This is a genomic window from Planococcus sp. 1R117A (genome assembly GCF_051417975.1).
Lineage (GTDB): Bacteria > Bacillota > Bacilli > Bacillales_A > Planococcaceae > Planococcus > Planococcus shenhongbingii.
The window spans coordinates 126,205-149,180 of record NZ_JBPRLO010000003.1 but is presented as its reverse complement, the minus strand read 5'-3'; the positions used below and the strand labels follow the sequence as shown (position 1 = coordinate 149,180).

The window sequence follows — 22,976 nt, the reverse complement described above, 5'->3', positions numbered from 1 at the left end:
GGATGGCAGTTTAATGACTTTGACTTTATCTTATTCAAATCCTTCGTTGAAAGGGACCATACAAGTGCCGGGAGATAAATCCATTTCCCATCGGGCGATCATGTTCGGATCTATGGCCGCCGGAACAACGACAGTTGAAGGTTTTTTGCTGGGCGATGACTGTTTGAGCACCATTAGCTGTTTCCGGAAGCTGGGTGTAGACATCGAATTGACCGGGAAGTCCGTTACCATTAAAAGTGCTGGGGAAGAATCTTGGCAAGAACCGTCTGAAGTGCTGGATACCGGAAACTCGGGCACCACAACCCGGCTCATGCTTGGGCTGCTGGCAGGAACTTCTTTCCATTCTGTCATGGCAGGTGATGAGTCCATTGCAAAGCGACCGATGAAACGGATTATTAATCCGCTGCGCGAAATGGGTGCGGATATCCGCGGACGTCAGGATGGCCAATATACGCCATTGGCAATCCAAGGAACTAATTTACAGGGGATCAATTACACGTTGCCGGTCGCCAGTGCACAAGTGAAATCAGCAATTTTGCTCGCCGCTTTAAAGGCAGAAGGCAAAACAGTTATCACTGAACCTGTGCCGACACGCGACCATACGGAAATCATGCTGGAACATTTCGGTGCAACGTTGACAAAAAGGAACGATGGCGCCATCGAACTGGAAGGCGGCCAAAAACTGAAGGCTGCCCATGTCCAGGTGCCGGGAGATATTTCTTCTGCCGCCTTCATGATCGGGGCCGCTTTGATAACAGAACAAAGTGAAGTACTGCTCACGAATGTTGGAAGCAATCCGACGCGGACCGGAATTCTTGATGTTATCAAACAAATGGGGGCAGATGTCGACTGGACCGAGAGAGCAGTTGAAGGCGAGCCTTCAGCAGATTTGACAATACGTTCCTCGAAGCTTAAAGGCATTGAAATCGGAGGAGAACTGATTCCGAGATTGATTGATGAAATTCCGCTTATTGCGCTCATTGCCACTCAAGCTCATGGTACAACAATCATCAAAGACGCGGAAGAACTCCGAGTGAAAGAAACAGACAGAATCGCTGCAGTGGTTGCGGAACTGTCTAAAATGGGTGCCGATATCACAGCCACTGATGATGGCATGGTCATTAATGGACCGACTGCTTTAAACGGCGCTGACATGAAAACATATGGTGACCATCGTCTTGGCATGATGGCCGCAGTTGCTGCTTTGGCAGCAGAAGGAGAAGTCCATATCGACGACCCTGACTGCATTGCTGTATCGTTTCCAAATTTTGTCGAACAGATGAATTCTTTGATCAATTAACTCTCCATTTGGGGGGTTTTTTGTTATGATTCGAACACACTTTCGTGTAGGATGGAAGTATGAAACTGAAAGAATAGGTGATAGTATGGCAAGCATTGAAGATATTCAAAAAGCAGTTGAGCTAGGGGATCCTGATTCCGTAAACGCTTTACTGGAACCATTTTTGCTGAACGGGGATCCGGAGGAGCAATACGATTTATCCGAGTGGTTAGCTGAAATTGGCTATGTTGAAGAAGCGATTAAAGTCCTCGAACATCTCCAATACGTTTTCCCGGAAGAATCCCAATTGAAAGTTGACCGGGCAAACCTGCTGATTGAGGTGGACCGTGAAGACGAAGCGCTCAACACTTTAATGGAAATTTCGAAAGACGATGAATTATACCCACAGGTGCTCGTTACGCTGGCAGATCTGTTTCAGCTGCAAGGACTCTTGGAAGCTGCCGAAAGCCGCTTGAACGAAGCGATAGAGCTGCTTCCGGACGAACCGCTGCTGCTTCAGGCAAAAGCGGAGCTGCTGCTGGATTCGGGGCGCTACTTGGAATCCGCTAAAATCTACCAGGATTTAAAAGCGCAGGAAATTGCAATAGAAGGAGTTAATCTTTCCGAGAGGCTGGCGGAAGTTTATAGTGCCGGCGCCGCTTATGAAGAAGCATTGCCTTATTACGAAGAAGTTTTGAAAGACCAGATTCAGCCGGATGTCTTATATGGTGCAGCTTTTGCCGCATTCCAGACGCGGCAGTACGAATTGGCCGGGCGCCGGCTGGGCGAGCTGATTGAAATTGACCCCGATTATTTCTCTGCTTATTTACTTCGTGCACAGAGTTTCAATATGGCAGAAGACTATGATGCCGCCTATACAGCAATTCTCGAAGGGATTGCAAGAGACGAATTCAGCAAAGAGCTTTATTTGTTTGCCGGAAAATTGGCATTGAAACTTGGCAAGGCTGAAGAAGGAGTCAATCATTTGAGGCAAGCGATTGCATTGGACCCAGAATATATGGAAGCAATCTACACTCTCGTTTCTTATTTCCATGCTGAAGAAATGGATGAAGATGTACTGGAGTTGGCTGAAAGCGTTGTGGCCAATGAAGATGATTGGGCAGGCCTCTACCCGATGATTGCCGAATCTTACGAGCGGACTGAACAATTCGATAAGGCAGCTGTCTATTTCGGAAAAGCCTATCCTGCATTTCATGATGACTCAAATTTCTTGGAGAAGTATGCACGTTTTCTGATTGAGGAAGGGAAAAGAGAGAAAGCCCTCGAAATCATTAAAGAACTTCAGGTGCTGGAACCGGAAAACCCTGAATGGTTTGATTGGCAACAGTCGTTTGATTGAAAGGAGGAGTTTTCATGACCGCTTATATTTCGGTAGGAGAAAAAAAGCAGTTTGTCCGCTGGTTTTTGCAGACCCACAAAATGAAAAGACGGGAATGCATCTGGATTCTCAACTACATGTTAAGCAATGAAGACCTGCTCGAAAAAACTCACTTTGTTGAAGAGGCACATTATTGCCCACGCGCAATGGTCATGTCCTCCACTGAATCGAAGGAAATTCCTTTCCGCTTTTATAAAGGAAATCTGATGACAGCGGATGCGGAAAAGTCTTTCCATGACTTGCGGCTTAATCCGGATGAAGATTTGTTCGTCCAGTTGAATTTCCCGAACCAACCGCCTTCAGCGCTGTATATGTCAGTGCTTGAAGAAAATCCTTACATGCCAAAGCATGCAACCATCACTGATGAAGACCGGCTGCTTGCCGAAAAAGTGCTGGAAGAAAGTATGGCTGCTTTTCAAGAAGATACAATTTTAAGACAAATAGATGAAGCCCTCGATGCGAATGACCGCCAGAAATTCTTCGAGCTTTCCGCATTGCTTCAATCTATCAAGGCTTTAAAGAAAATGGAGAGTGAATAGGCGATATGCATTTTTCAGGGAAAGAAATAGATCAATACTTGCAGCAAAAAGAATATGTCGATTCAGCGGTTGTTCCTTTGGTTCAGTTGGATTTAAATTCGTCTGGACTGAAAACAAGTGCAAGTGCTTCCGATTATCTTCAATCGCTGGCCAATTTATTGGAAAAGCAATTTAAAGGACGCATTTTGTTGTTTCCGCCCGTCTCATATGCCAAAGGGGCAGATCGTTCTAGATTGGCTGACGAATTGACTAAAGAAATAGGAAATACAGAGTTTAAACATATCTTTTATATAACAACTGATGCTGAATGGCGGACCTTGGAAGAATTTAAAAATGTCATTTGGCTGCCTGCAATTCCGACCGAAAGCATGGACCAATCGTTCAAGCAATCGGTTATGGAAGACCAGCTGCGCCAAGTGTTGCCGCTTTTTATCAATGAGTGGACACAGCATTCATGAAATGTTCACAATCTGTCACAATCGCTTCAATGCGATATTGACCTTAACATTTGATTGATATATCATTAGGTTGTCCTAGTAATTATATTTGAATTGAGTATGTCCATTGGACTGACCTTGAATGTTAGAGGGGGGAAAAGGATGAGTAATAATCGTGTATCACGACGTCAATTTTTAGGTTACACTTTAACAGGTGTCGGCGGATTTATGGCAGCGGGAATGTTAATGCCAATGGTTCGTTTTGCGGTTGACCCGGTTCTTCAGCAGAAAGATGCTGGAGATTACATTTTAACCGACCAAGCAGTAGCTGATTTAACTGAAGAACCTGTACGCGTCGACTTCGCCTACGAGCAGGTGGATGCTTGGTATACATCTGAAGTAACAAGTTCAGCTTGGGTTTACAAAGAAGGGGATAAAATTGTTGCCCTTTCACCAGTCTGCAAACACTTGGGATGCACAGTGAACTGGGCTGCTGACCCGGAACACCCGAACCAATTCTTCTGTCCATGCCACGCCGGACGTTACGAAAAGAACGGCCAAAACGTTGCAGGAACGCCGCCGCTTGGGCCACTCGATGAATACGAAGTGGAAGAAAGAGATGGCTTTTTGGCAATCGGAGCAATACAAGTAAACACATTAGTTTAATAGTTAGGGGGTACGACACCAGTGCTAAACAAGTTATATGATTGGGTTGATGAGCGTTTAGATATCACGCCGATCTGGCGCGATATTGCTGACCATGAAGTACCGGAACACGTAAACCCCGCACACCACTTTTCAGCATTCGTTTATTGTTTTGGAGGATTGACTTTCTTCATCACGGTAATCCAGATTCTATCCGGTATGTTTTTGACAATGTATTATGTGCCAGATATTGAAAATGCATGGGAATCGGTTTATTATCTTCAAAACGAAGTCGCTTTTGGAGAAATAGTGCGTGGGATGCACCACTGGGGAGCTTCTCTTGTAGTTGTTATGATTTTCCTTCATACATTGCGAGTATTCTTTACAGGTTCTTATAAAAAACCTCGTGAATTAAACTGGATCGTCGGAGTTATGCTATTCGGTGTTATCCTTGGTTTAAGTTTCACTGGTTATTTGCTTCCATGGGATATGAAAGCGTTATTTGCAACAAAAGTTGGTATTGAAATTGCCGCTTCTGTACCGGTTATCGGTGAATCAATCAAGATTCTTCTTGCTGGGGACTCAACTATCCTCGGTGCACAGACTCTGACGCGATTCTTTGCAATTCACGTATTCTTCTTACCAGCTGCTTTGCTTGGGTTGCTTGCAGCGCATTTTATCATGATCAGAAAACAAGGTATTTCCGGCCCGCTATAAGACTAGCGGCCACAAGGATTTTTTAAGGAGGGGACACTATGCATCGCGGAAAAGGGATGAAATTCGTTGGGGATTCTCGTATTCCAGGTTTGCAGCATCGTAAACCGAATATCCCTAAAGATTACTCCGAATATCCTGGCAAGACAGAAGCTTTCTGGCCAAACTTCCTTTTGAAAGAATGGATGATTGGTGCTGTCTTCTTGATTGGTTTCTTGCTATTGACTGTCGCCCATCCTTCACCACTAGAAGGTAAGGCAGATCCGACAGATACAGGCTATATTCCACTGCCAGACTGGTATTTCTTATTCTTATATCAATTGCTTAAATATCAATTTGCATCTGGTCCATTTAACATCATAGGTGCAATTATCATGCCAGGACTTGCTTTTGGTGCGTTGGCACTAGCTCCGTTCTTGGATCCAGGTCCGGAACGCCGACCATCAAAACGTCCGCTTCCTACAGGTTTCATGCTGCTTGCAGTTGCGGCAATCATCTTCCTTACATGGGAATCCGTAGCGAACCATGATTGGGAAGCTGCTGAAGCGCAAGGGCAAATCGTTGAAGAAGTGGCAATTGATACAGCAGATCCGGGGTATGAAATTTACTCAGGCGCCGCTTGTATTAGCTGCCACGGCGATAATTTAGAAGGTGCCGTAGGTCCAGCTCTTACTAATACAGGGCTTACTGCTGAAGAAATTGCAGAAATCGCTGTAAATGGTATTGAAGAAGATGGACAACAAAAAATGCCGCCGTCATGGGAAGGTTCAGAAGAAGATCTTAAGATCATGTCTGAATTTATCGCAGGTCTAGGCGGAGAAGAATAATAGTTAAAAAAAGAGCCGGGAAACCGGCTCTTTTTTGCTATCTGAAGGGAAGAATTAGATGATTTCTTTTGCGCAGAAGGTTTCCGCCTGGCTGATGTTTCGGCCGTTCCTGTGGCTGGTTTTTCTCCTGAACTTGGGTGGAACGATTTATGGATACATATGGTATGGATGGCAGTTGAAAATAACCGAACCGAAGTTTTTAATATTTGTACCGGATAGCCCGACAGCCAGCCTTTTCTTCACCATTGTTTTGGGCTTATGGCTAATAGGAAAGAGAAGTCCGATATTTGAAGCTTTAGCATTTGTCACTTTGATCAAATATGGGCTCTGGGCCGTGGTTATGAATTTACTGACTTTGGTCGAAAGCGGGTCAATCGGCTTGCTCGGCTGGATGCTCGTGGGGTCTCATTTTGCGATGGCACTGCAAGCTGTCCTCTATATCGATCATTACCGCTTCGGCTGGCTGGCTGCTGCTGTTACAGCGGTCTGGACCTTGCACAATGACGTAATCGATTATGTCTTTGGGCAAATGCCGATTTATGGCAGCTTGGATGCCTACACCGCACAGATAGGGTACTTCACTTTTTGGCTGTCAATCGCGTGCATCGCATTGTCATATTTAGTCGTATATATAAACAAGCCGCATAGCGTATCAGTTGACCATAGCTGACCAATCCTAGTAAAATAGAGGTAGAAGCAGAAAGAGAGGTGTATTAACCAGATGGATTTTATTGTCTATTTCATCCTTTTGCTGATTATTCCTATGTGGGCTCAATTTAAGTTAAAGAGAACATATGGCAAATACTCAAAAGTCCGCTCAACATCAGGCATTACTGGAGCGCAAGTAGCGCGTACCATTCTTGATAACAATGGATTGTCTGATATAAAAGTAGTGGAAAGCCGCGGTATGCTAAGCGACCATTACAACCCGTTGACAAAAACAGTGGCTTTAAGCAGCCATAACTATCATGAAGCATCGGTTGCCGGCACAGCGGTAGCGGCACACGAAGTGGGGCATGCGATTCAGGATGCCGAAGATTATTCGTTCCTCCGTTTACGCCATCGATTAGTGCCCGTTGTTAATATTTCTTCGAACATGTCTTGGGTATTTATCATGATCGGTTTATTTTCCGCGTGGAGTGGTGCTTTATTGATCGGTATTATTTTGTTGGCTGCAGGGGTAATTTTCCAGCTTATCACATTGCCGGTGGAGTTTAACGCATCCAGCCGGGCTATGGATCAATTGCTTGCGAACAATATCATCCGCAATGAAGAAGAGCGCGATGCGAAAAAAGTGTTGAGCGCCGCAGCTATGACATACGTTGCAGCAACGGCTGTAGCAGTTATGGAACTGGCCCGTTTGCTGTTGATTTATACGAATATGAACAGATCTTAAGAAGCATAAAAAACCGTTCCGGATTTCTGGAACGGTCTTTTTCTTATTATCTAGCTTTTATTTTCTGTGGATACTTCTGTTTCCACTTTTCGTGTTGTCCAGCTGCAGCGGCCAGGTTCTCGGGACATAAGCCAATTCGGCTGTGCGGCAAAGAGCGCCGCTTCGCCGGCTCGTCTTATGCCGGTCGAACCTTATACGGCCGCTTCCGCTTTTCTTGTCCAGCTGCAGCGCCTAGTCCCTCGGGGTCTTAAGTCAGCCCACCTGTACGGCCAAAACACGCCGTTTCGGTGTTCTGCCTTAAGCCTGTCGGGACTGGACAGGCGCTTCCGCTTTTCACATTACCCAATCGGTTGTTTTTGATCGTCTAGTGTAAACCCTTCACCCATTACATCATGGACTTCCATTAAGGATACGAACGCGTGGGGATCTACGCTATTGATGATGTTCTTCAGTCTGACGATTTCGTTTTTGGCTACTACACAGTAGAGAACTTCCCGTTCTTCTTTAGTGAAATGGCCGTATCCACGGAGAATGGTGATGCCCCGGTCCATTTCCTTCGCAATCCGGCTTGCAATTTCTTCCTGTGAATTCGAGATGATCATTGCTCCCCGTCCTGAGTAAGCACCTTCTTGGACGAAGTCGATGACTCTGGCTCCGACGAATACCGCAACAAGTGTGTACATCATTGTGCGGTTATCCAGGAAAGTTAAGCGGGACAGCGCAATTACACAAGCATCAAATAAGAACATCGTTTTTCCCATGCTCCAGCCGCTGTATTTCTGAACCAGGCGGGCAATGATATCAACGCCTCCGGTAGTTCCACCGTAGCGGAAAATAATACCCAGGCCGATGCCGACAAACACCCCGGCGAAAAGCGTGGCTAAGAAAAGGTCTTCGTGCAAATTGATTTGAATTTCATAAACTAAAAATATTTTTAGAAAGAAAGAAACTGCGACTGTTCCGATGATGGTATAAAGAAAAACCTTTTTGCCGAGCAGCTTCCAGCCAATAAAAAATAGCGGGATATTTAATAATAAGTTCATTAAAGCGGGATCCCATTCAAATAGGAAGAATAAAATTAAGGTAATGCCTGCAAATCCGCCTTCGCCCAGCTCATTCTGAATATTGAAATGGACAAAACCAAAACTGTAAATGGCCGATCCCAACAATATGAATAAGATGTTTTTCACTTGTAATTCTTTCATGGGGCATTCATCTCCTATCCGTAAAGTCAACTTCTGTATTATCAGCTAAAATATTGATTTTGACAACATCCTCAGTTTTCTTTACGATGAAATGAGGAGTGTGATGAAATGAGCGGAGATAAAACAATGAAACAGCTTCAAAAAGATGTTGACGAGTATATCGGACAGTTTGAAGAAGGCTATTTCAGCCCGATGGAACTGATGGCACGGCTGACAGAAGAATTAGGTGAATTGTCGCGTGAAGTGATGCATGAATACGGGCCAAAGAAAAAGAAGTCTACAGAAGAAGATAATACAATAGAAGCAGAAATGGGCGATTTGCTGTTTGTCTTAATTTGCATGGCCAATTCAATGGATATTGATTTAGCGCATGCCCATGACCGCATTATGGAAAAATTCAATACGAGAGACAAAAATCGTTGGACACGAAAGGAAGATGGAAAATGACAATTCGCGTAGCGATTGCCGGAGCAAGAGGGAAAATGGGCCAGGAAGCCGTACATACTGTTATGAAGAACCCGGAAATGGAATTGGTTTCCGTACTGGATTACAAAGATATCGGAGAAACTTTAGCTGATACGGGTCTGTTTCCTGAAAATTACACGGTTCCAGTATTCACGGATTTAGAGAAATTACATGCGGCGACCCGTCCGGATGTTTTGGTGGATTTAACATCGCCTGAATCGGTTTATCAACACACAAAAGGCGCATTAGATTTAAAAATCCGCCCAGTCGTTGGCACTACTGGATTTTCGGACGAAGAGCTAAAAGAACTTACGCAGTTATCGAAAGACATAAAAGTAGGCTGCATTATCGCACCGAACTTTGCAGTCGGCGCTGTTTTGATGATGAAATTTGCAGAACAAGCCGCCAAATATTTGCCGGATGTTGAAATCATCGAGATGCACCATGATCAAAAGTTGGACGCTCCGTCCGGCACCGCGATGAAAACAGCACATTTGATTTCCGAGCATCGGCCTGTCCATGAGCAAGGGCATGTCCGTGAAAAAGAGACGTTGCCAGGAGCAAGAGGAGCCAATTATGATGGAATGCGCATCCACAGTGTCCGGCTGCCGGGCCTTGTCGCCCATCAGCAGGTATTGCTTGGAGGAGAAGGTCAATTGCTGACACTTCGCCATGACTCCTTTAACCGCGGTTCATTCATGTCAGGAGTAGTGCTGTCAATTAAAACCGTGATGGAAACCGAAGAATTGATTTATGGGCTTGAACATATTATTGGATAAAGGAGAATGTTTGAATGAAAATCGCATTAATTGCACATGACCGTAAAAAAGATGATTTAATACAATTTGTTATAGCGTACCAGCCGATTTTATCTGAACACTCTCTGTATGCCACGGGCACCACTGGACAGCGCATTATTGATGGCACGGGACTTGATGTTATCCGTTTCCGTTCGGGGCCGCTTGGCGGCGATCAGCAGATTGGGGCTATGATTGCCCAAAATGAGATGGATATGGTTATATTCTTCCGCGATCCTTTAACGGCCCAACCGCATGAACCGGATGTATCAGCTTTAATTCGACTATGTGATGTATATGCTGTGCCGCTGGCTACCAATATGGGCACCGCTGAAGTGCTCTTGCAAGGGCTTAAAGAAGGTTTTATTGATTGGCGTCTAATCAGCAAAGAGAGAGAGTAAGGTGACAGTTTTGCGAAAAATGAAGATTGGCATCACCTGTTATCCAACAGTGGGAGGCTCAGGTGTCATTGCGACGGAATTGGGGAAAATGCTGGCTGAAAAAGGCCACGAAGTCCATTTCATCACATCCAGCACGCCTTTTCGCTTGAACCGCCTGTACCCGAATATTTTCAGCCATCAAGTGGATGTCAACAGTTATTCGGTATTTCAATATGCCCCTTATGATATTGCATTGGCTACAAAAATAGCGGAAGTCATCAAAAACGAACAATTGGATCTGATGCATGTGCATTATGCCATTCCGCATGCGGTCTGTGCCATTTTAGGACGGGCTATGGCGGGATCCAATATCGGCATTGTGACTACTTTACACGGCACGGATATCACTGTGCTCGGATCGGATTCTTCATTAAAAGAAGCGATTAAATACGGGATTGAAAAATCCGATGTGGTGACGGCTGTGTCGGATTCACTGCGGGATCAGACCTATGATTTGATCAAGCCCGATAAACAAATAGAAACCATTTATAATTTTGTCGATGAACGAGAATATAAGGTTTCAAATACCGGCAGCTTGAAACAGGATCTCGGCATAGCTGAAGAGGAAAAAGTGCTGATTCATGTATCGAATTTCCGGAATGTAAAACGGGTACCCGATATCATCGATACGTTCAATCGTGTGCAAAAGCAAGTGGCGTCCAAATTGCTGCTTGTCGGAGATGGTCCGGAGATGGGCCGCATCGTTCAGCAAGTCAAAGATCTAGGACTTGATAAACACGTTTTGTTCCTCGGAAAGCGTGATAATTTATCCGAACTTTACAATATCAGCGACATTAAGCTGCTCATGTCTGAAAAAGAAGCTTTCGGCTTGGTTTTATTGGAAGCGATGGCTTGCGGTGTTCCATGCATCGGCACGAATATCGGAGGAATTCCTGAAATTATTGAACCGGGACAGAACGGCTATTTAGTTGAATTGGGAGATGTAGAAAAAGCGGCAGCCTATGCCATTAGGATGTTGACAGACGAAAAAGAACGGGAAATGCTGAAAAACGGTTCGTTGGAAACGGTGAAACAGCGCTTCAATTCAACGACAATCCTGGAGCAGTATGAAGCGGTTTATGAACGTCTGTTAGATAGGGGTGCAAGCGAATGAAGACTGCTTTAAAAGTGGTTCAAACTCTTGAAAAAGGCGGTTTTGAAGCTTATATAGTAGGCGGGGCGGTACGGGATCTGCTGCTCGGCAAAACACCACAGGACATTGATGTCGCAACGAATGCTGCTCCGCAAGAAGTGAAAACCCTCTTTTCCCGGACCATTGATACGGGAATTGATCATGGCACGGTGCTTGTGCTCTTGGACGGAGTAGGGATAGAAGTGACGACATACCGGACAGAAGGCATGTATTCCGACAGCCGCAGGCCTGATTCAGTGGAATTTGTACAATCGCTGGAAGAAGATTTAAAAAGGCGCGATTTCACCATCAATGCGATGGCGCTTGATAAAGAACGCCACATCATCGATCCGTTTGAAGGGAAAAAGGATATCGAGAAACGCCTGATCCGTGCAGTTGGAAATCCGGATGAGCGTTTTCAGGAAGATGCCTTGCGAATGCTCCGGGCAGTCCGCTTTTCAGGTCAGCTTGATTTTAAGATCGATTCCATCACATTGGCATCAATCCGCAAGCAAGCGCAAGGAATCCAAAGCGTTGCAGTCGAGCGCTTGAAAAATGAACTCGATAAAATCATGGTCCAAGGACACACCGCCCGCAGCATGAGTTATTTGAAGGAATCCGGTTTGACGAAATATTTGCCGGCCGGGGAATATTTTGAAACGGATTGGTCATCTTATGAGCCGGTCGACATCGCTGCAAGCGGCTGGGCCTATATGCTGTACCGGCAGAACCGGGAATTTAAAGACATTCGTGTTTACAAATTCTCGAATGAAGAGCGAAAACTCATTGAACAGTCGCTGAAAGCCGCACGACTAAAGCAATGGGACATCTGGACTTACTATCACTTTAGCGGGCAGCAGCTGGCAATTGCTGCTGCACTTACAGGAGTGGAAGCCGACATTGCCGCTGGAAAAGCGGCCTTGCCCATTCAGTCGAAATCGGAAATTGCTGCAAATGGGATTGATTTGATGGAGTGGAGCGGCAAGAAACAAGGCCCTTGGATACGGCAATGGATTGAACAAATGGAGCGCAGCATCGTTTCCGGCAAGCTGAAAAATGACAAAGAAATCATAAAGGATTGGTTTACGAATGAATATCACGGTAACGCGTAAATTGGCGCAGCGGCTTATCGAAGCGCAAGGCGTTGCGCTTTCTGGCCAGCAGCTGGCGGATGACTTTGGCATATCGCGGACCGCTGTCTGGAAACATATAAAAGAGCTGGAAGAACAGGGGTATCAAATCATTTCTGTGAAAAAGAAAGGCTATATCCTAGCAGGCCTTCCCGATACATTGGAACCTACTGCTATTCAAGCCATCTTGAAAACAAAACGCTTGGGCCGCAACATCCATTACATTGAATCATGTCCTTCCACTCAAATCATAGCGCATCAGTTGGCTCAGGAAAATACGCCGGACGGCACTGTAGTCATGACTGAGGAACAAACTGCCGGACGCGGAAGGATGGCTCGCAGATGGCATTCTGCAGCGAATAAAGGCATTTGGATGAGTGTCATCCTCCGCCCGGATGTAGTTCCTCAAAAAGCGCCGCAATTCACGCTGGTGGCTGCAGTTGCAGTCGTTCGGGCAATTGAGCAAGTGACTGGGTTAAAGCCTGAAATCAAATGGCCGAATGATATCTTATTGAATGGAAAAAAATGCACGGGTATCTTAACTGAACTTCAGTCGGATGCTGACGGGATTCAAGCATTGATTATCGGAATCGGTTTGAATGTCAATCAAGTGGCGGATGATTTTGATCCGGAAGTGCAGAACATAGCAACTTCGCTGAAAATGGAAAGCGGCAAAGAGATAGACCGGAAAGAACTGGTTTCTTCAATGCTTCAATTCCTTGAGCAATATACGGATTTATACGTTGAAGAGGGCTTTGGTATTTTGAAGCTGCTGTGGGAAAGCTATTCGTCGACAATCGGACATCCGGTGCGGGCACGCATGGCGAAAGAAACGCTTGAAGGTATTGCGGAAAGCATTACGGATGAGGGTGTGCTGCAGCTCCGCACAGCGGATGGCAAGCTTCACGGCATTTATTCTGCGGATATAGAAATGACAAGTTAAAGTATTTTGTTTTTTTTAGAGTTCTGCTATAGTATTTTAAAGGGCAGTATCACTTGCGAACTGCACCGGATTTATTCATCTGATAACTTTATAATTTAAATATCTGCCTTGATCTACTATATGACAGGGACGGAGGAAACCGAATTCGAATTTTCTGTCCTTCTGTCTTTTTTGACGGAAGGCTTTTTATATGGTTTTCTTCCTGAGAGGAGAGAAAGAGTTTTGCAAACGATTGAAACGATCCAAGAACTGAAAAGCTGGGTCAAAAAAACCAAAGAGTCTGGAAAAACGATCGGACTGGTACCGACAATGGGCTTTCTGCATGATGGCCATATTTCACTTGTCAATAAAGCAAAAGCGGAAAATGACTGTGTCGTCATGAGCATTTTTGTCAATCCTGCACAGTTCGGCCCCAATGAGGATTTTGACCGCTATCCAAGAGATTGGGATCGCGACCGGCAATTAGCAGAAGAAGCGGGCACCGATGTCATTTTTGCACCGTCGGTTGAAGAGATGTATCCGCGTAAGTCACAGATCAGCATTTCAGCTGGTGCACTTGCTGATGTGTTATGCGGAGCGAAGCGGCCGGGCCATTTTGATGGTGTGCTGAAAGTGGTCACAAAATTATTCCATTTGACGCAAGCGGACCGCGCTTATTTTGGCCAGAAAGATGCTCAGCAGCTGGCGATTATTGAATCGCTTGTGGAAGATTATAATTTTCCGCTCACTATCCGCCGCGGCGAAACTGTCCGGGAAGCGGACGGGCTGGCAAAAAGTTCACGGAATGTCTATTTAAGCGAAGCAGAACGCCAAGAAGCACCGCATCTTCAACAAGCGCTGCAGCTGGGAAGACAGGCGGCGATCGAAGGCAGAGACCCGGTAGCAGTAGTCCGGAATTATCTCGACGGCCGCATTTCCGGAACCATTGACTATATCGAACTGCTCGCTTATCCGGCATTGACTAACGATATCGAAGACGAAGCAATCCTTGCGCTTGCTGTGCAGTTTGAAAAAGCACGTTTGATTGATAACTTAATCTTCAACATAAAGGGGAACTAAGACATGTTACGAATGATGCTCAATTCTAAAATACACCGTGCCACAGTGACGCAGGCAGACTTGAACTATGTCGGCAGCATTACAATTGACCAGGATTTATTGGATCAAGTCGGTATGCTGCCGAACGAGAAAGTCCATGTGGTCAATAATAACAACGGCGCTCGTTTTGAAACCTATATCATTGCAGGGGAGCGCGGTAGCGGCGTGATTTGTGTCAACGGAGCAGCAGCTCGCCTTGTACAAAAAGGGGACATTGTCATTATTTTGACTTATGGCTATGTGATGGACGAAAATGCCCGCGGCCACAAACCGACTGTCGCCATCATGGATGAAAACAACAAAGTCCGTGAAATTATCCATTATGAACCCGAAGCGACAATTATGTGAAACAGGAGGCCTCCGATTTCGGAGGCTTTTTTATATGGACATATTAACGAATGCCGGAATACCGCGTGTGTGTACGGAAGGGTCTTTGTATCATTTTTATGGCAATCACCCGTACAATGAAAGAGATTTGTGTTTCGGCTGACAGACGGAAAGAGCCAGGATATGTTACAATTTTTTATGAAAGAACCACCTGAGAAAGAGGGCTTGTGATGAACACCGAAAAATATGTCGTTGTCGATATTGAAACTACAGGCCATTCCCCTGCTAAAGGTGACCGGATTATTCAAATAGCGATGGTAACGATTGAAAATAATAAAATTACCGATACATACACCGAGTTTATCAATCCTGGGCGGAAAATACCGGCCTTTATCCAGGATTTGACGAATATTAACGAACAGGATGTAGCGGATGCGCTGCCGTTTGAGGCGCACGCTGCATTGATTTTTGAAAAATTGCAGAATGCCATATTCGTGGCACATAACACCAATTTCGATTTGCCGTTTTTGCAGGCTGAACTAACCGGCAGCGGATTGCCGAAATGGCACGGTTTGACGATGGATACAGTGGAGATGGCCCGTTTGATGTATCCGACTGCATACAGTTATAAATTGCAGGATATTGCTGCGGAACTGGGAATTCCGCTTAAAAGTGCCCATCGTGCAGATGATGACGCATTAGCGACGGCGCATTTGTTTTTAAAAGCAATAGAAGACTTGGGAAAATTGCCTTATGATACACTAGCTCAATTGCATAAACGCTCTTTTCAGCTGAAGTCCGATTTATCCCGTCTCTTTTTTGAATTGACGCAGCAAAAAAGGAACGCCCAAATGGATGACTTTGCCCGTTTCAACGGCTTGCCGCTAAAACGGCGGAAACTGGAAAGTAACGATATATCCAATAGCCATGCTGCTGCGATTGATTGGGAACAGCGCCTTGAAGCGGTATTTCCTCAGTTTGAACGGCGGCAAAGCCAGTTTGATATGATGGCTTCGATTCAGAAGGCGCTGAAAGGCGGAGAAGAACGAGTGATTGAAGCTTCTACCGGAATGGGGAAGACGATCGCTTATTTATTGCCTGCGGTCAATCATGCGATTGAAACAGGCAAGCAGGTGCTGATTAGCACGTATACCACTCATTTGCAGGATCAACTGGTTCAAAAAGAAGGGAAAATTGTTGAACAGATCGTCGGTGCTCCGGTACGGCTCGTCTTAGTCAAAGGATTGAGCCATTATATTGATTTGTCGAGGTTTAATGAGCTATTACAAGGCGAAGATGAGTCGTATGATGAAACTTTCACCATCATGCAAGTGCTGATCTGGCTGACGTCAACTGAAACCGGCGATTTAAACGAGTTAAATGCTTCAAGCGGCGGCCAGTTTGTGCTGGATAAAATCCGGCGTTCGCATCTCAGAAGGTTATCGCGTGATGAAAAAGCATACGATTTTTATGAGTTTGCCTTGGAGCGTTCGAAGCATGCCCATGTAATCGTCACCAACCATTCGTTCTTATTAAATCAGCGCTTGACCAGTTCGAATATATTAGCGAACACTGATGCTTTTATCTGGGATGAAGCCCACCAAGTCGTACAGGCAGCTGTTTCGCAGCATGAAAAAACATTTGTTTATACGCAATGGAAATATATTTTTGGGCAACTTGGCACGTATGACGATCAGCAGTTATTTGCTAAATTATATAAAACTGCAGAAAAAACCGGTTTTTCGTCGATTCCGGAAATGCTTCAACTGGAATCGTTGTTTATTAAATTCGTCTCGTTATTTGATGAAATATCCGCGATGCTGACAGCTGAATTTTTAGCGAAGTTCAGAGGCAGCCGCCATAAGAAATGCGCTTCGTTATTAAGCGAAATGCCCTATGATAAAGCACGTTTTATGGATTTGCTGCGTTATTTGAACGAGTGGATTGATATGTCCCAGCTTATTTTGCAAAAAGCAGAACGGTTGACGGAAACGTCGATCCAGGACAAATTGGTCATTACAGATTGGCGGTATTGGACGGAAGAGTTAATGGTCAAAGCAGTGGAATTCAGTGAAATCTTTGTGTTCCCGCTCGAGGATGAAGTCAGTTGGATAGAAGGCGATTTAAGAAGCTTGCCGACGAGTTTGTCACTTTACAAGCAGCCTTTTGAAGTGACTTCGATTGTTCAAAAAGTCATTGGGCCTGTACGGGGAGAAAAAGCGATTATCTGGCTGTCGGGTACGATGAGTGTCCCGTCCAATGAACGTTTTATCGTTAATCAGCTGGGCATACCACAGGATGTACCCATTACGAAGTTTGAGCCGCCAAAAGAATTTTACCAAGGAGCACGCGTTTTCATCGTCGAAGATATGCCGGATATCCAGCAAGTTTCCCAAAGCGATTATATTGAGTCGGTAGCAGATGCGGTCATTCAGACTGTACTTGTTACGGAAGGGCGTTGTTTTGTGCTTTTCACATCGCAGGACATGCTGAGAAAAACAGTGGACTTGATCCAGGATACCGGTTTATTGGACGACTATATGCTGTTTGCGCAAGGAATTTCATCTGGCAGCAGGATGAGGCTGTTAAAATCATTTCAGCGTTTTCAGAAGTCGGTCCTGTTTGGGACAAACAGTTTCTGGGAAGGAGTCGACGTGCCTGGTGATGCGCTGCGGGCCGTTGTAGTCGTGCGCTTGCCGTTTACATCACCGGATGAGCCGATTTTCAAAGCCAGATCTGAAGTCATTTCAAAAGAAGGCATCAATCCGTTTCTGCATTACGCCTTGCCAGAAGCAGTACTGCGTTTGCGCCAAGGTTTCGGCAGGCTGATCCGTTCCAAAAATGACCAAGGCATGTTCATCGTTCTGGATAGAAGGATTGAAACGAAATCATATGGCATTGAATTTTTGAATGCTTTGCCAAAAGTGAAAGTATCAAAAGTGTCTTTAGAAAAGATGGTAACGGATATTGAAGATTGGTATAATAAGCAATGATAATGAGGCAGGCATCTGACAAGAATATTTTTTCTGGCGGATGCATCACTATAACCGTATAGACGGCAAGCAAATGAAAGGAAGGTCGCTGGCATGGAATCAAAAATTGAAGTGTTATCCACTGTAAATGTGAAATATAATGCGGATTTATACAAAGTGGTAGACGCCTTGAACCGTACTTTAAAGCATAATAATCTGATGTTCGGCTTAGCACTTGATAAAGAAGATCCGGAAAAAGCGGTCTTTACAATTTATAAGACTTAGGTGATTAAATGAAGCAATGGATTACATTCATTCTGGGCTTTCTTTCTTTTCTGGCTGTGGCATTGATGATCGGCGTTATTGTCGCAGGCAATAAGCCATATGCAGAAGTGGAAAAACAAGCAATAGAGCGAGTGGAAAATGACTTTCTGCTGGAGGATATTCAGCAGGCATATGTTTATTCCAATAAGCAAACTTCTGTAACGGTCATTGGAACAGATTCAAAAGGTGCATTAAAAGCAGTATTTGTACCGGCCGGAAAAGGAGAGCTGAAGACTGTGCCGCTTGAAGGAGCGGTGACTCCCCAACAAGCTCGTGAAAAAGCGCTCGCTGATAAAGACGTCAAAGAAATCCTCCATACAAAACTGGGCATGGAAAGCAAGGGACCTGTATGGGAAATTGCCTACGTCAATAAACAAGATCAGCTAAACTACGTCTATATCTTGGCTAATGACGGCACTACATGGAAACAAATACTTAATTTGTGAAAGGGTGGAACCATTGATCAACTTAGCAGATCGCGTACAAACTTTAACCCCATCAACAACTCTGGCCATTACAGCCAAAGCAAATGAGTTAAAAGCACAAGGTGTCGATATTATCGGTCTTGGAGCCGGTGAACCGGATTACAATACACCGGAAAACATTTTACAAGCGGCTTATCAGTCGATGAAAGAAGGAAAAACAAAATACACTCCTGCAGGCGGTCTTCCAGCGTTAAAAGAAGCCGTCATCAATAAATTGCAGCGCGATCAAAATCTGTCCTACGAGCCAAAAGAAATTATGGTCGGCATCGGTGCGAAACATGTGCTGTACACCTTATTCCAAGTTTTGCTGAATGAAGGCGACGAAGTCATCATTCCGATTCCTTATTGGGTCAGCTATCCGGAACAAGTCAAACTGGCGCAAGGCGTTCCGGTATACATAGAGGCAACAGCCAGCCAAGCATATAAAATTTCAGCGCAGCAGCTGAGAGAAGCTATTACGGACCGGACAAAAGCAGTGATCATCAATTCACCAAGCAACCCGACTGGCATGATCTATACAAAAGAAGAAATGGTGGAGCTGGCAGAAGTATGCCGCGAATCCGATATTTTAATCATTTCAGATGAAATATATGAAAAATTAATCTACGGGGATACGGTGCATACGTCCATAGCAACCTTATCGGAAGATGCGAAAAACCGCACAATTGTCATTAATGGCGTATCAAAATCTCATTCAATGACCGGATGGCGAATAGGTTATGCAGCAGGCGACGCAGAACTGATTAAGGCGATGACGGATCTTGCAAGCCATTCAACGTCAAATCCAACTACGACTTCACAGTATGCCGCAATTGAAGCATATAACGGCCCACAGGATACAGTAGAGGAAATGCGCCAGGCATTTGAAAGCCGTTTGGAAGCAATTTTCCCTAAACTTGAGGCCATTCCTGGATTTAAAGTAATCCGTCCACAAGGTGCATTTTACTTGTTGCCGGATGTTTCCGAGGCAGCGCATAAAACCGGTTATGCTTCAGTTGATGATTTCGTAACGGGTTTATTGACGGAAGCGAATGTGGCAGTTATTCCAGGCTCCGGTTTTGGCGCCCATGATACGATCCGCCTATCGTACGCGACTTCTCTTGAATCGCTGACGGAAGCGGTTGAACGGATCCATCAATTTGTATCTTCAAAATGGAAAGACTGATTGAATTATAATTTCTGGAGGCTATGATGAAAAAGATAACAATTGCTGAGATGGCAAAATACAACGGACAAACAGTTAAATTAGGCGCTTGGGTATCAAACAAGCGTTCAAGCGGGAAAATTGCTTTTCTGCAATTGCGGGACGGCTCTGGATTTGTACAAGCTGTTGTGGTTAAAGCGGAAGTGGGCGATGAGTTGTTCGCCACTGCCAAATCGTTGACACAGGAAACTTCATTATACGTAACAGGAGAAGTGAAAGAAGACGAGCGTTCTTCTTTCGGCTATGAACTTGCCGTAACTGGCATCGAAGTCATCCATGAAGCGAAAGATTTTCCGATTACGCCGAAAGAACACGGTACGGAATTTTTGATGGACAACCGCCATTTATGGCTGCGTTCACGCAAGCAGCATGCTATTATGAAAATCCGCAACGAAATCATCCGTGCAACTTACGAATTTTTCAATGACAATGGCTTTGTGAAAGTGGACCCGCCTATATTGACAGGGTCAGCACCAGAAGGAACTTCTGAGCTTTTCGCTACAAAATACTTTGATGAAGATGCTTACTTGTCCCAATCGGGCCAATTGTATATGGAAGCGGCAGCGATGGCGCTGGGCAAAGTGTTTTCATTCGGCCCGACATTCCGTGCGGAAAAATCGAAGACGCGCCGCCACTTGATTGAATTCTGGATGATCGAACCGGAAATGGCGTTTATGGAACATGCGGAAAGCCTGGAAGTGCAAGAACAATATGTGACACATTTAGTGCAATCGGTATTGAAAAATTGCCAACTGGAACTGGAAAGACTGGAACGAGATACTACGAAACTTGAAAAAATTAAAGCACCATTCCCGCGCATTACATATGATGATGCCATCAAATGGTTGAATGACAACGGTTTTGACGATATTAAATGGGGCGAAGACTTCGGAGCGCCGCATGAAACAGCGATTGCCGAGAGCTACGAAATGCCGGTATTCATCATCAACTATCCTATAGGCATCAAACCGTTCTATATGCAGCCGCATCCAGACCGTGATGACGTCGTTTTATGTGCAGACATGATCGCACCTGAAGGATACGGGGAAATCATCGGCGGATCAGAGCGCATCCACGATTACGACTTGATGAAACAGCGCATCCAGGAGCATAACTTGGATGAAAATGCATATGCCTGGTATTTGGAACTGAGCAAATACGGAGCTGTGCCGCATTCAGGCTTCGGGCTTGGGCTAGAGCGTACGGTTGCTTGGATCAGCGGAGCAGAACATGTCAGAGAATCAATTCCGTTCCCGCGCCTATTGAACCGTTTATACCCATAAGAATAATGATTTTGAGAATTAACAATAGAAAGGTGGTTGGGATATGAAACAACCGAATCGATTGCACACTTGGATCGAGCAGGGAAATGTTAGCATTTCCCAGCTCTTTTTTCGCTTTTATAAAGAGTTGAAGATAACTGATGAAGAAGCTATGCTCATTATGCATGTTCATGCATTCCAACAGGCAGGAAATCCCTTTCCGACACCGGATGAAATCGGGTCCCGCATGATGACGACGCAAAAAAGCGTGACTACGATGCTGCAGAAACTGATGCAGCAAGGCTATTTGGCGATAGAGCAAGAAAAAGAAAAAGACATTTTAACAGAACGAATTTCTCTTCAGCCGCTGTGGGACAGATTATTGGATTGTGTCTATAAAGAACAGCATGCAGAAAAAGAAAACTCGCAAAAAGCATTGGAAGGAGAAATCTTCCAATTATTCGAGCAAGAGTTTGGACGCTTTTTATCTCCAATGGAAATTGAAACCATTTCAATGTGGATGGATCAAGACGGGCATACACCGGCCATTATCCGGATGGCATTGAAAGAAGCCGTGATTTCCCAAAAAATCAGCCTGCGCTACGTAGACCGGATTTTGTTTGAATGGAAAAAGAAAAACATTACAACTTCGAACGAAGTTACACGGCATGCAACTTCGTTCAGAGAAAAAAATATCCAGCTTCAGCCTGCAGCAAATAATGCAAAAAAAGTGCAATTCTACAATTGGCTGGAGGACCGGAATTAGAAGGTGACCCAAATGATGTCAAAAAAAGAATGGCAGCTATGCTTGGAAGAAATGGATCATATGTTTCCAGATGCCCATTGTGAGCTGATACACCGCAATCCGTTTGATTTGCTGATCGCCACATTACTGTCGGCGCAATGCACCGATAAGCTGGTTAATAAGGTTACAGCTGATCTTTTTCAAAAGTATCACACACCTGAAGATTATGTTTCTGTGCCGCTGGAAGAATTGCAGCTGGATATCCGTTCGATCGGACTGTTCCGAAACAAAGCGAAGAACATTCAAGCGCTCAGCAGAATCTTGATCGATGAATACAATAGCACTGTACCGGCAGACCGGGATTTGCTGATGACATTGCCGGGAGTGGGACGCAAAACAGCAAACGTTGTAGTGTCAGTGGCGTTCGGGATTCCTGCTCTTGCAGTGGATACTCATGTAGAACGGGTAGCCAAAAGGCTCGGCTTGAACCGCTGGAAAGACAACCCGCTGCAAGTGGAAGAAACCATCATGAAAAAAACGCCGGCAGAAGACTGGTCGAAAACCCATCATCAAATCATATTTTTCGGCCGTTATCACTGCAAAGCCCAAAATCCTGGCTGCCACATTTGCCCTTTGTTTGATCGTTGCAGAGAAGGTCAAAAACGGGATAAAAAAGGGCTGGTCAAGCATGAAATTGTCACAGAGGTTAATTAAAGAAAAGACAGATCCATTTTTCAACCAGTGGACTATATTGAAAGAAGTTATTGAAAATAGTCATCGGCTGCGGGACAGTAAAGGCCAAAATGCGATGGCAGATGGAATCATATTATATAAAAATTTATTACAGCAATGTAATGGTCAGATTACTCCTCTTAACGGACAGGAACGGCTCATGTTTATTGAACAGCGGCCATCTAATTATGCAGCATTCCGCCAATTAGATGAGTTGTTTGCCGAAATGAAAAAATTGATCGCTTCTAAGCGTGTCCAGTTAAAAAGGTTAGAAGAGTAAAGTGGAAATTCAAATCAAGCTGCCGAGAAATTCTCGGCAGCTTTTTTGTTCAGATTCATCTATGGTTAAATTAATATATTGCTCTTTAATACACCGCTTCGGCCGCTTTGGGCAAGGCTCTCGCAAGAAGCGAGGAAGATACTCCTCCCATAGTTAAAAACCTCCTGCTCCTGTTTCTGCATTGCTTCGATAGCTGTTT

At 44.8% G+C, this 22,976-nt stretch carries 26 protein-coding genes; 25 read left to right on the top strand and 1 reads right to left on the bottom strand.

What is annotated here, in order from left to right; translation table 11 throughout:
- The first annotated feature begins 13 nt into the window (after positions 1-13).
- The 9 genes from aroA (at position 14) to ACSFXN_RS10460 (ending at position 7,236) form a co-directional block, all read left to right on the top strand.
- The gene (gene aroA / locus ACSFXN_RS10500) at positions 14-1,300 is read left to right on the top strand and encodes a 3-phosphoshikimate 1-carboxyvinyltransferase (protein ID WP_437150064.1); all 1,287 of its coding nucleotides are present in this window, start codon (positions 14-16) and stop codon (positions 1,298-1,300) included.
- A gap of 85 nt (positions 1,301-1,385) precedes the next feature.
- Positions 1,386-2,639 carry a tetratricopeptide repeat protein gene (locus ACSFXN_RS10495; protein ID WP_437150466.1) on the top strand — a complete coding sequence of 418 codons (1,254 nt, stop codon included), beginning with the start codon at positions 1,386-1,388 and terminating at the stop codon, positions 2,637-2,639.
- Between the two features lie 14 nt (positions 2,640-2,653).
- Complete coding sequence (locus tag ACSFXN_RS10490) at positions 2,654-3,217, top strand: ReoY family proteolytic degradation factor (protein WP_300989460.1); 564 nt, start codon at positions 2,654-2,656, stop codon at positions 3,215-3,217.
- Positions 3,218-3,222: 5 nt separating this feature from the next.
- Positions 3,223-3,675 (top strand): DUF2487 family protein, encoded by a 453-nt coding sequence (locus tag ACSFXN_RS10485; protein ID WP_437150062.1) that lies wholly within the window; start codon positions 3,223-3,225, stop codon positions 3,673-3,675.
- Positions 3,676-3,816: 141 nt separating this feature from the next.
- Entirely contained in the window at positions 3,817-4,320 is a 504-nt protein-coding gene (locus tag ACSFXN_RS10480; RefSeq protein ID WP_301854612.1) for a ubiquinol-cytochrome c reductase iron-sulfur subunit, read from the top strand.
- 21 nt (positions 4,321-4,341) lie between these two features.
- Positions 4,342-5,016 carry a menaquinol-cytochrome c reductase cytochrome b subunit gene (qcrB, locus tag ACSFXN_RS10475; RefSeq protein WP_300989457.1) on the top strand — a complete coding sequence of 225 codons (675 nt, stop codon included), beginning with the start codon at positions 4,342-4,344 and terminating at the stop codon, positions 5,014-5,016.
- A gap of 38 nt (positions 5,017-5,054) precedes the next feature.
- Positions 5,055-5,840 carry a menaquinol-cytochrome c reductase cytochrome b/c subunit gene (locus tag ACSFXN_RS10470; RefSeq protein WP_301854611.1) on the top strand — a complete coding sequence of 262 codons (786 nt, stop codon included), beginning with the start codon at positions 5,055-5,057 and terminating at the stop codon, positions 5,838-5,840.
- Between the two features lie 58 nt (positions 5,841-5,898).
- Positions 5,899-6,510 carry a DUF1405 domain-containing protein gene (locus tag ACSFXN_RS10465; RefSeq protein WP_437150060.1) on the top strand — a complete coding sequence of 204 codons (612 nt, stop codon included), beginning with the start codon at positions 5,899-5,901 and terminating at the stop codon, positions 6,508-6,510.
- A gap of 51 nt (positions 6,511-6,561) precedes the next feature.
- Positions 6,562-7,236 (top strand): zinc metallopeptidase, encoded by a 675-nt coding sequence (locus ACSFXN_RS10460; RefSeq protein ID WP_437150059.1) that lies wholly within the window; start codon positions 6,562-6,564, stop codon positions 7,234-7,236.
- 338 nt (positions 7,237-7,574) lie between these two features.
- On the opposite strand, the gene ACSFXN_RS10455 is transcribed toward ACSFXN_RS10460, so the two are convergent.
- Positions 7,575-8,441, bottom strand: coding sequence for a YitT family protein (locus ACSFXN_RS10455; RefSeq protein ID WP_437150057.1), 867 nt, complete (start codon positions 8,439-8,441; stop codon positions 7,575-7,577).
- Between the two features lie 108 nt (positions 8,442-8,549).
- Here ACSFXN_RS10455 and ACSFXN_RS10450 point away from each other — a divergent pair, with 108 nt between their 5' ends.
- The 16 genes from ACSFXN_RS10450 (at position 8,550) to ACSFXN_RS10375 (ending at position 22,777) form a co-directional block, all read left to right on the top strand.
- Positions 8,550-8,888: a nucleotide pyrophosphohydrolase gene (locus ACSFXN_RS10450; RefSeq protein WP_437150056.1), complete on the top strand. Its 339-nt coding sequence runs from the start codon at positions 8,550-8,552 to the stop codon at positions 8,886-8,888.
- Positions 8,885-9,685 (top strand): 4-hydroxy-tetrahydrodipicolinate reductase, encoded by an 801-nt coding sequence (dapB, locus tag ACSFXN_RS10445; protein ID WP_300989450.1) that lies wholly within the window; start codon positions 8,885-8,887, stop codon positions 9,683-9,685. The genes ACSFXN_RS10450 and dapB overlap by 4 nt, the downstream gene beginning before the upstream one ends.
- Positions 9,686-9,699: 14 nt before the next feature.
- Positions 9,700-10,104 (top strand): methylglyoxal synthase, encoded by a 405-nt coding sequence (mgsA, locus tag ACSFXN_RS10440; protein WP_437150055.1) that lies wholly within the window; start codon positions 9,700-9,702, stop codon positions 10,102-10,104.
- A gap of 10 nt (positions 10,105-10,114) precedes the next feature.
- A complete protein-coding gene (bshA, locus tag ACSFXN_RS10435; RefSeq protein ID WP_437150465.1) occupies positions 10,115-11,257 on the top strand; it encodes an N-acetyl-alpha-D-glucosaminyl L-malate synthase BshA in 1,143 nt (380 codons plus the stop codon).
- Positions 11,254-12,387, top strand: a complete 1,134-nt coding sequence (locus tag ACSFXN_RS10430) for a CCA tRNA nucleotidyltransferase (RefSeq protein WP_437150054.1) — start codon at positions 11,254-11,256, stop codon at positions 12,385-12,387. Before bshA ends, ACSFXN_RS10430 begins: the two co-directional genes overlap by 4 nt.
- Entirely contained in the window at positions 12,365-13,348 is a 984-nt protein-coding gene (locus ACSFXN_RS10425; protein WP_437150053.1) for a biotin--[acetyl-CoA-carboxylase] ligase, read from the top strand. The genes ACSFXN_RS10430 and ACSFXN_RS10425 overlap by 23 nt, the downstream gene beginning before the upstream one ends.
- 222 nt (positions 13,349-13,570) lie before the next feature.
- Positions 13,571-14,407: a pantoate--beta-alanine ligase gene (gene panC / locus ACSFXN_RS10420; RefSeq protein WP_437150052.1), complete on the top strand. Its 837-nt coding sequence runs from the start codon at positions 13,571-13,573 to the stop codon at positions 14,405-14,407.
- 3 nt (positions 14,408-14,410) lie between these two features.
- Entirely contained in the window at positions 14,411-14,794 is a 384-nt protein-coding gene (gene panD / locus ACSFXN_RS10415; protein ID WP_437150051.1) for an aspartate 1-decarboxylase, read from the top strand.
- A 209-nt stretch (positions 14,795-15,003) separates the two neighbouring features.
- Positions 15,004-17,766: an ATP-dependent DNA helicase DinG gene (gene dinG, locus ACSFXN_RS10410; protein WP_437150050.1), complete on the top strand. Its 2,763-nt coding sequence runs from the start codon at positions 15,004-15,006 to the stop codon at positions 17,764-17,766.
- Positions 17,767-17,859: 93 nt separating this feature from the next.
- Complete coding sequence (locus tag ACSFXN_RS10405) at positions 17,860-18,030, top strand: YpmA family protein (protein WP_300989443.1); 171 nt, start codon at positions 17,860-17,862, stop codon at positions 18,028-18,030.
- An 8-nt stretch (positions 18,031-18,038) separates the two neighbouring features.
- Positions 18,039-18,515, top strand: a complete 477-nt coding sequence (locus ACSFXN_RS10400) for a cell wall elongation regulator TseB-like domain-containing protein (RefSeq protein ID WP_437150049.1) — start codon at positions 18,039-18,041, stop codon at positions 18,513-18,515.
- Positions 18,516-18,528: 13 nt separating this feature from the next.
- Entirely contained in the window at positions 18,529-19,719 is a 1,191-nt protein-coding gene (locus ACSFXN_RS10395) for a pyridoxal phosphate-dependent aminotransferase (protein WP_437150048.1), read from the top strand.
- A 26-nt stretch (positions 19,720-19,745) separates the two neighbouring features.
- Entirely contained in the window at positions 19,746-21,041 is a 1,296-nt protein-coding gene (gene asnS, locus ACSFXN_RS10390) for an asparagine--tRNA ligase (RefSeq protein ID WP_437150047.1), read from the top strand.
- A gap of 43 nt (positions 21,042-21,084) precedes the next feature.
- Positions 21,085-21,786, top strand: a complete 702-nt coding sequence (locus tag ACSFXN_RS10385; protein WP_437150046.1) for a DnaD domain-containing protein — start codon at positions 21,085-21,087, stop codon at positions 21,784-21,786.
- A 12-nt stretch (positions 21,787-21,798) separates the two neighbouring features.
- A complete protein-coding gene (gene nth, locus ACSFXN_RS10380; protein ID WP_301854599.1) occupies positions 21,799-22,479 on the top strand; it encodes an endonuclease III in 681 nt (226 codons plus the stop codon).
- Positions 22,454-22,777, top strand: a complete 324-nt coding sequence (locus tag ACSFXN_RS10375; RefSeq protein WP_437150045.1) for a YpoC family protein — start codon at positions 22,454-22,456, stop codon at positions 22,775-22,777. Before nth ends, ACSFXN_RS10375 begins: the two co-directional genes overlap by 26 nt.
- Positions 22,778-22,976 lie beyond the last annotated feature (199 nt).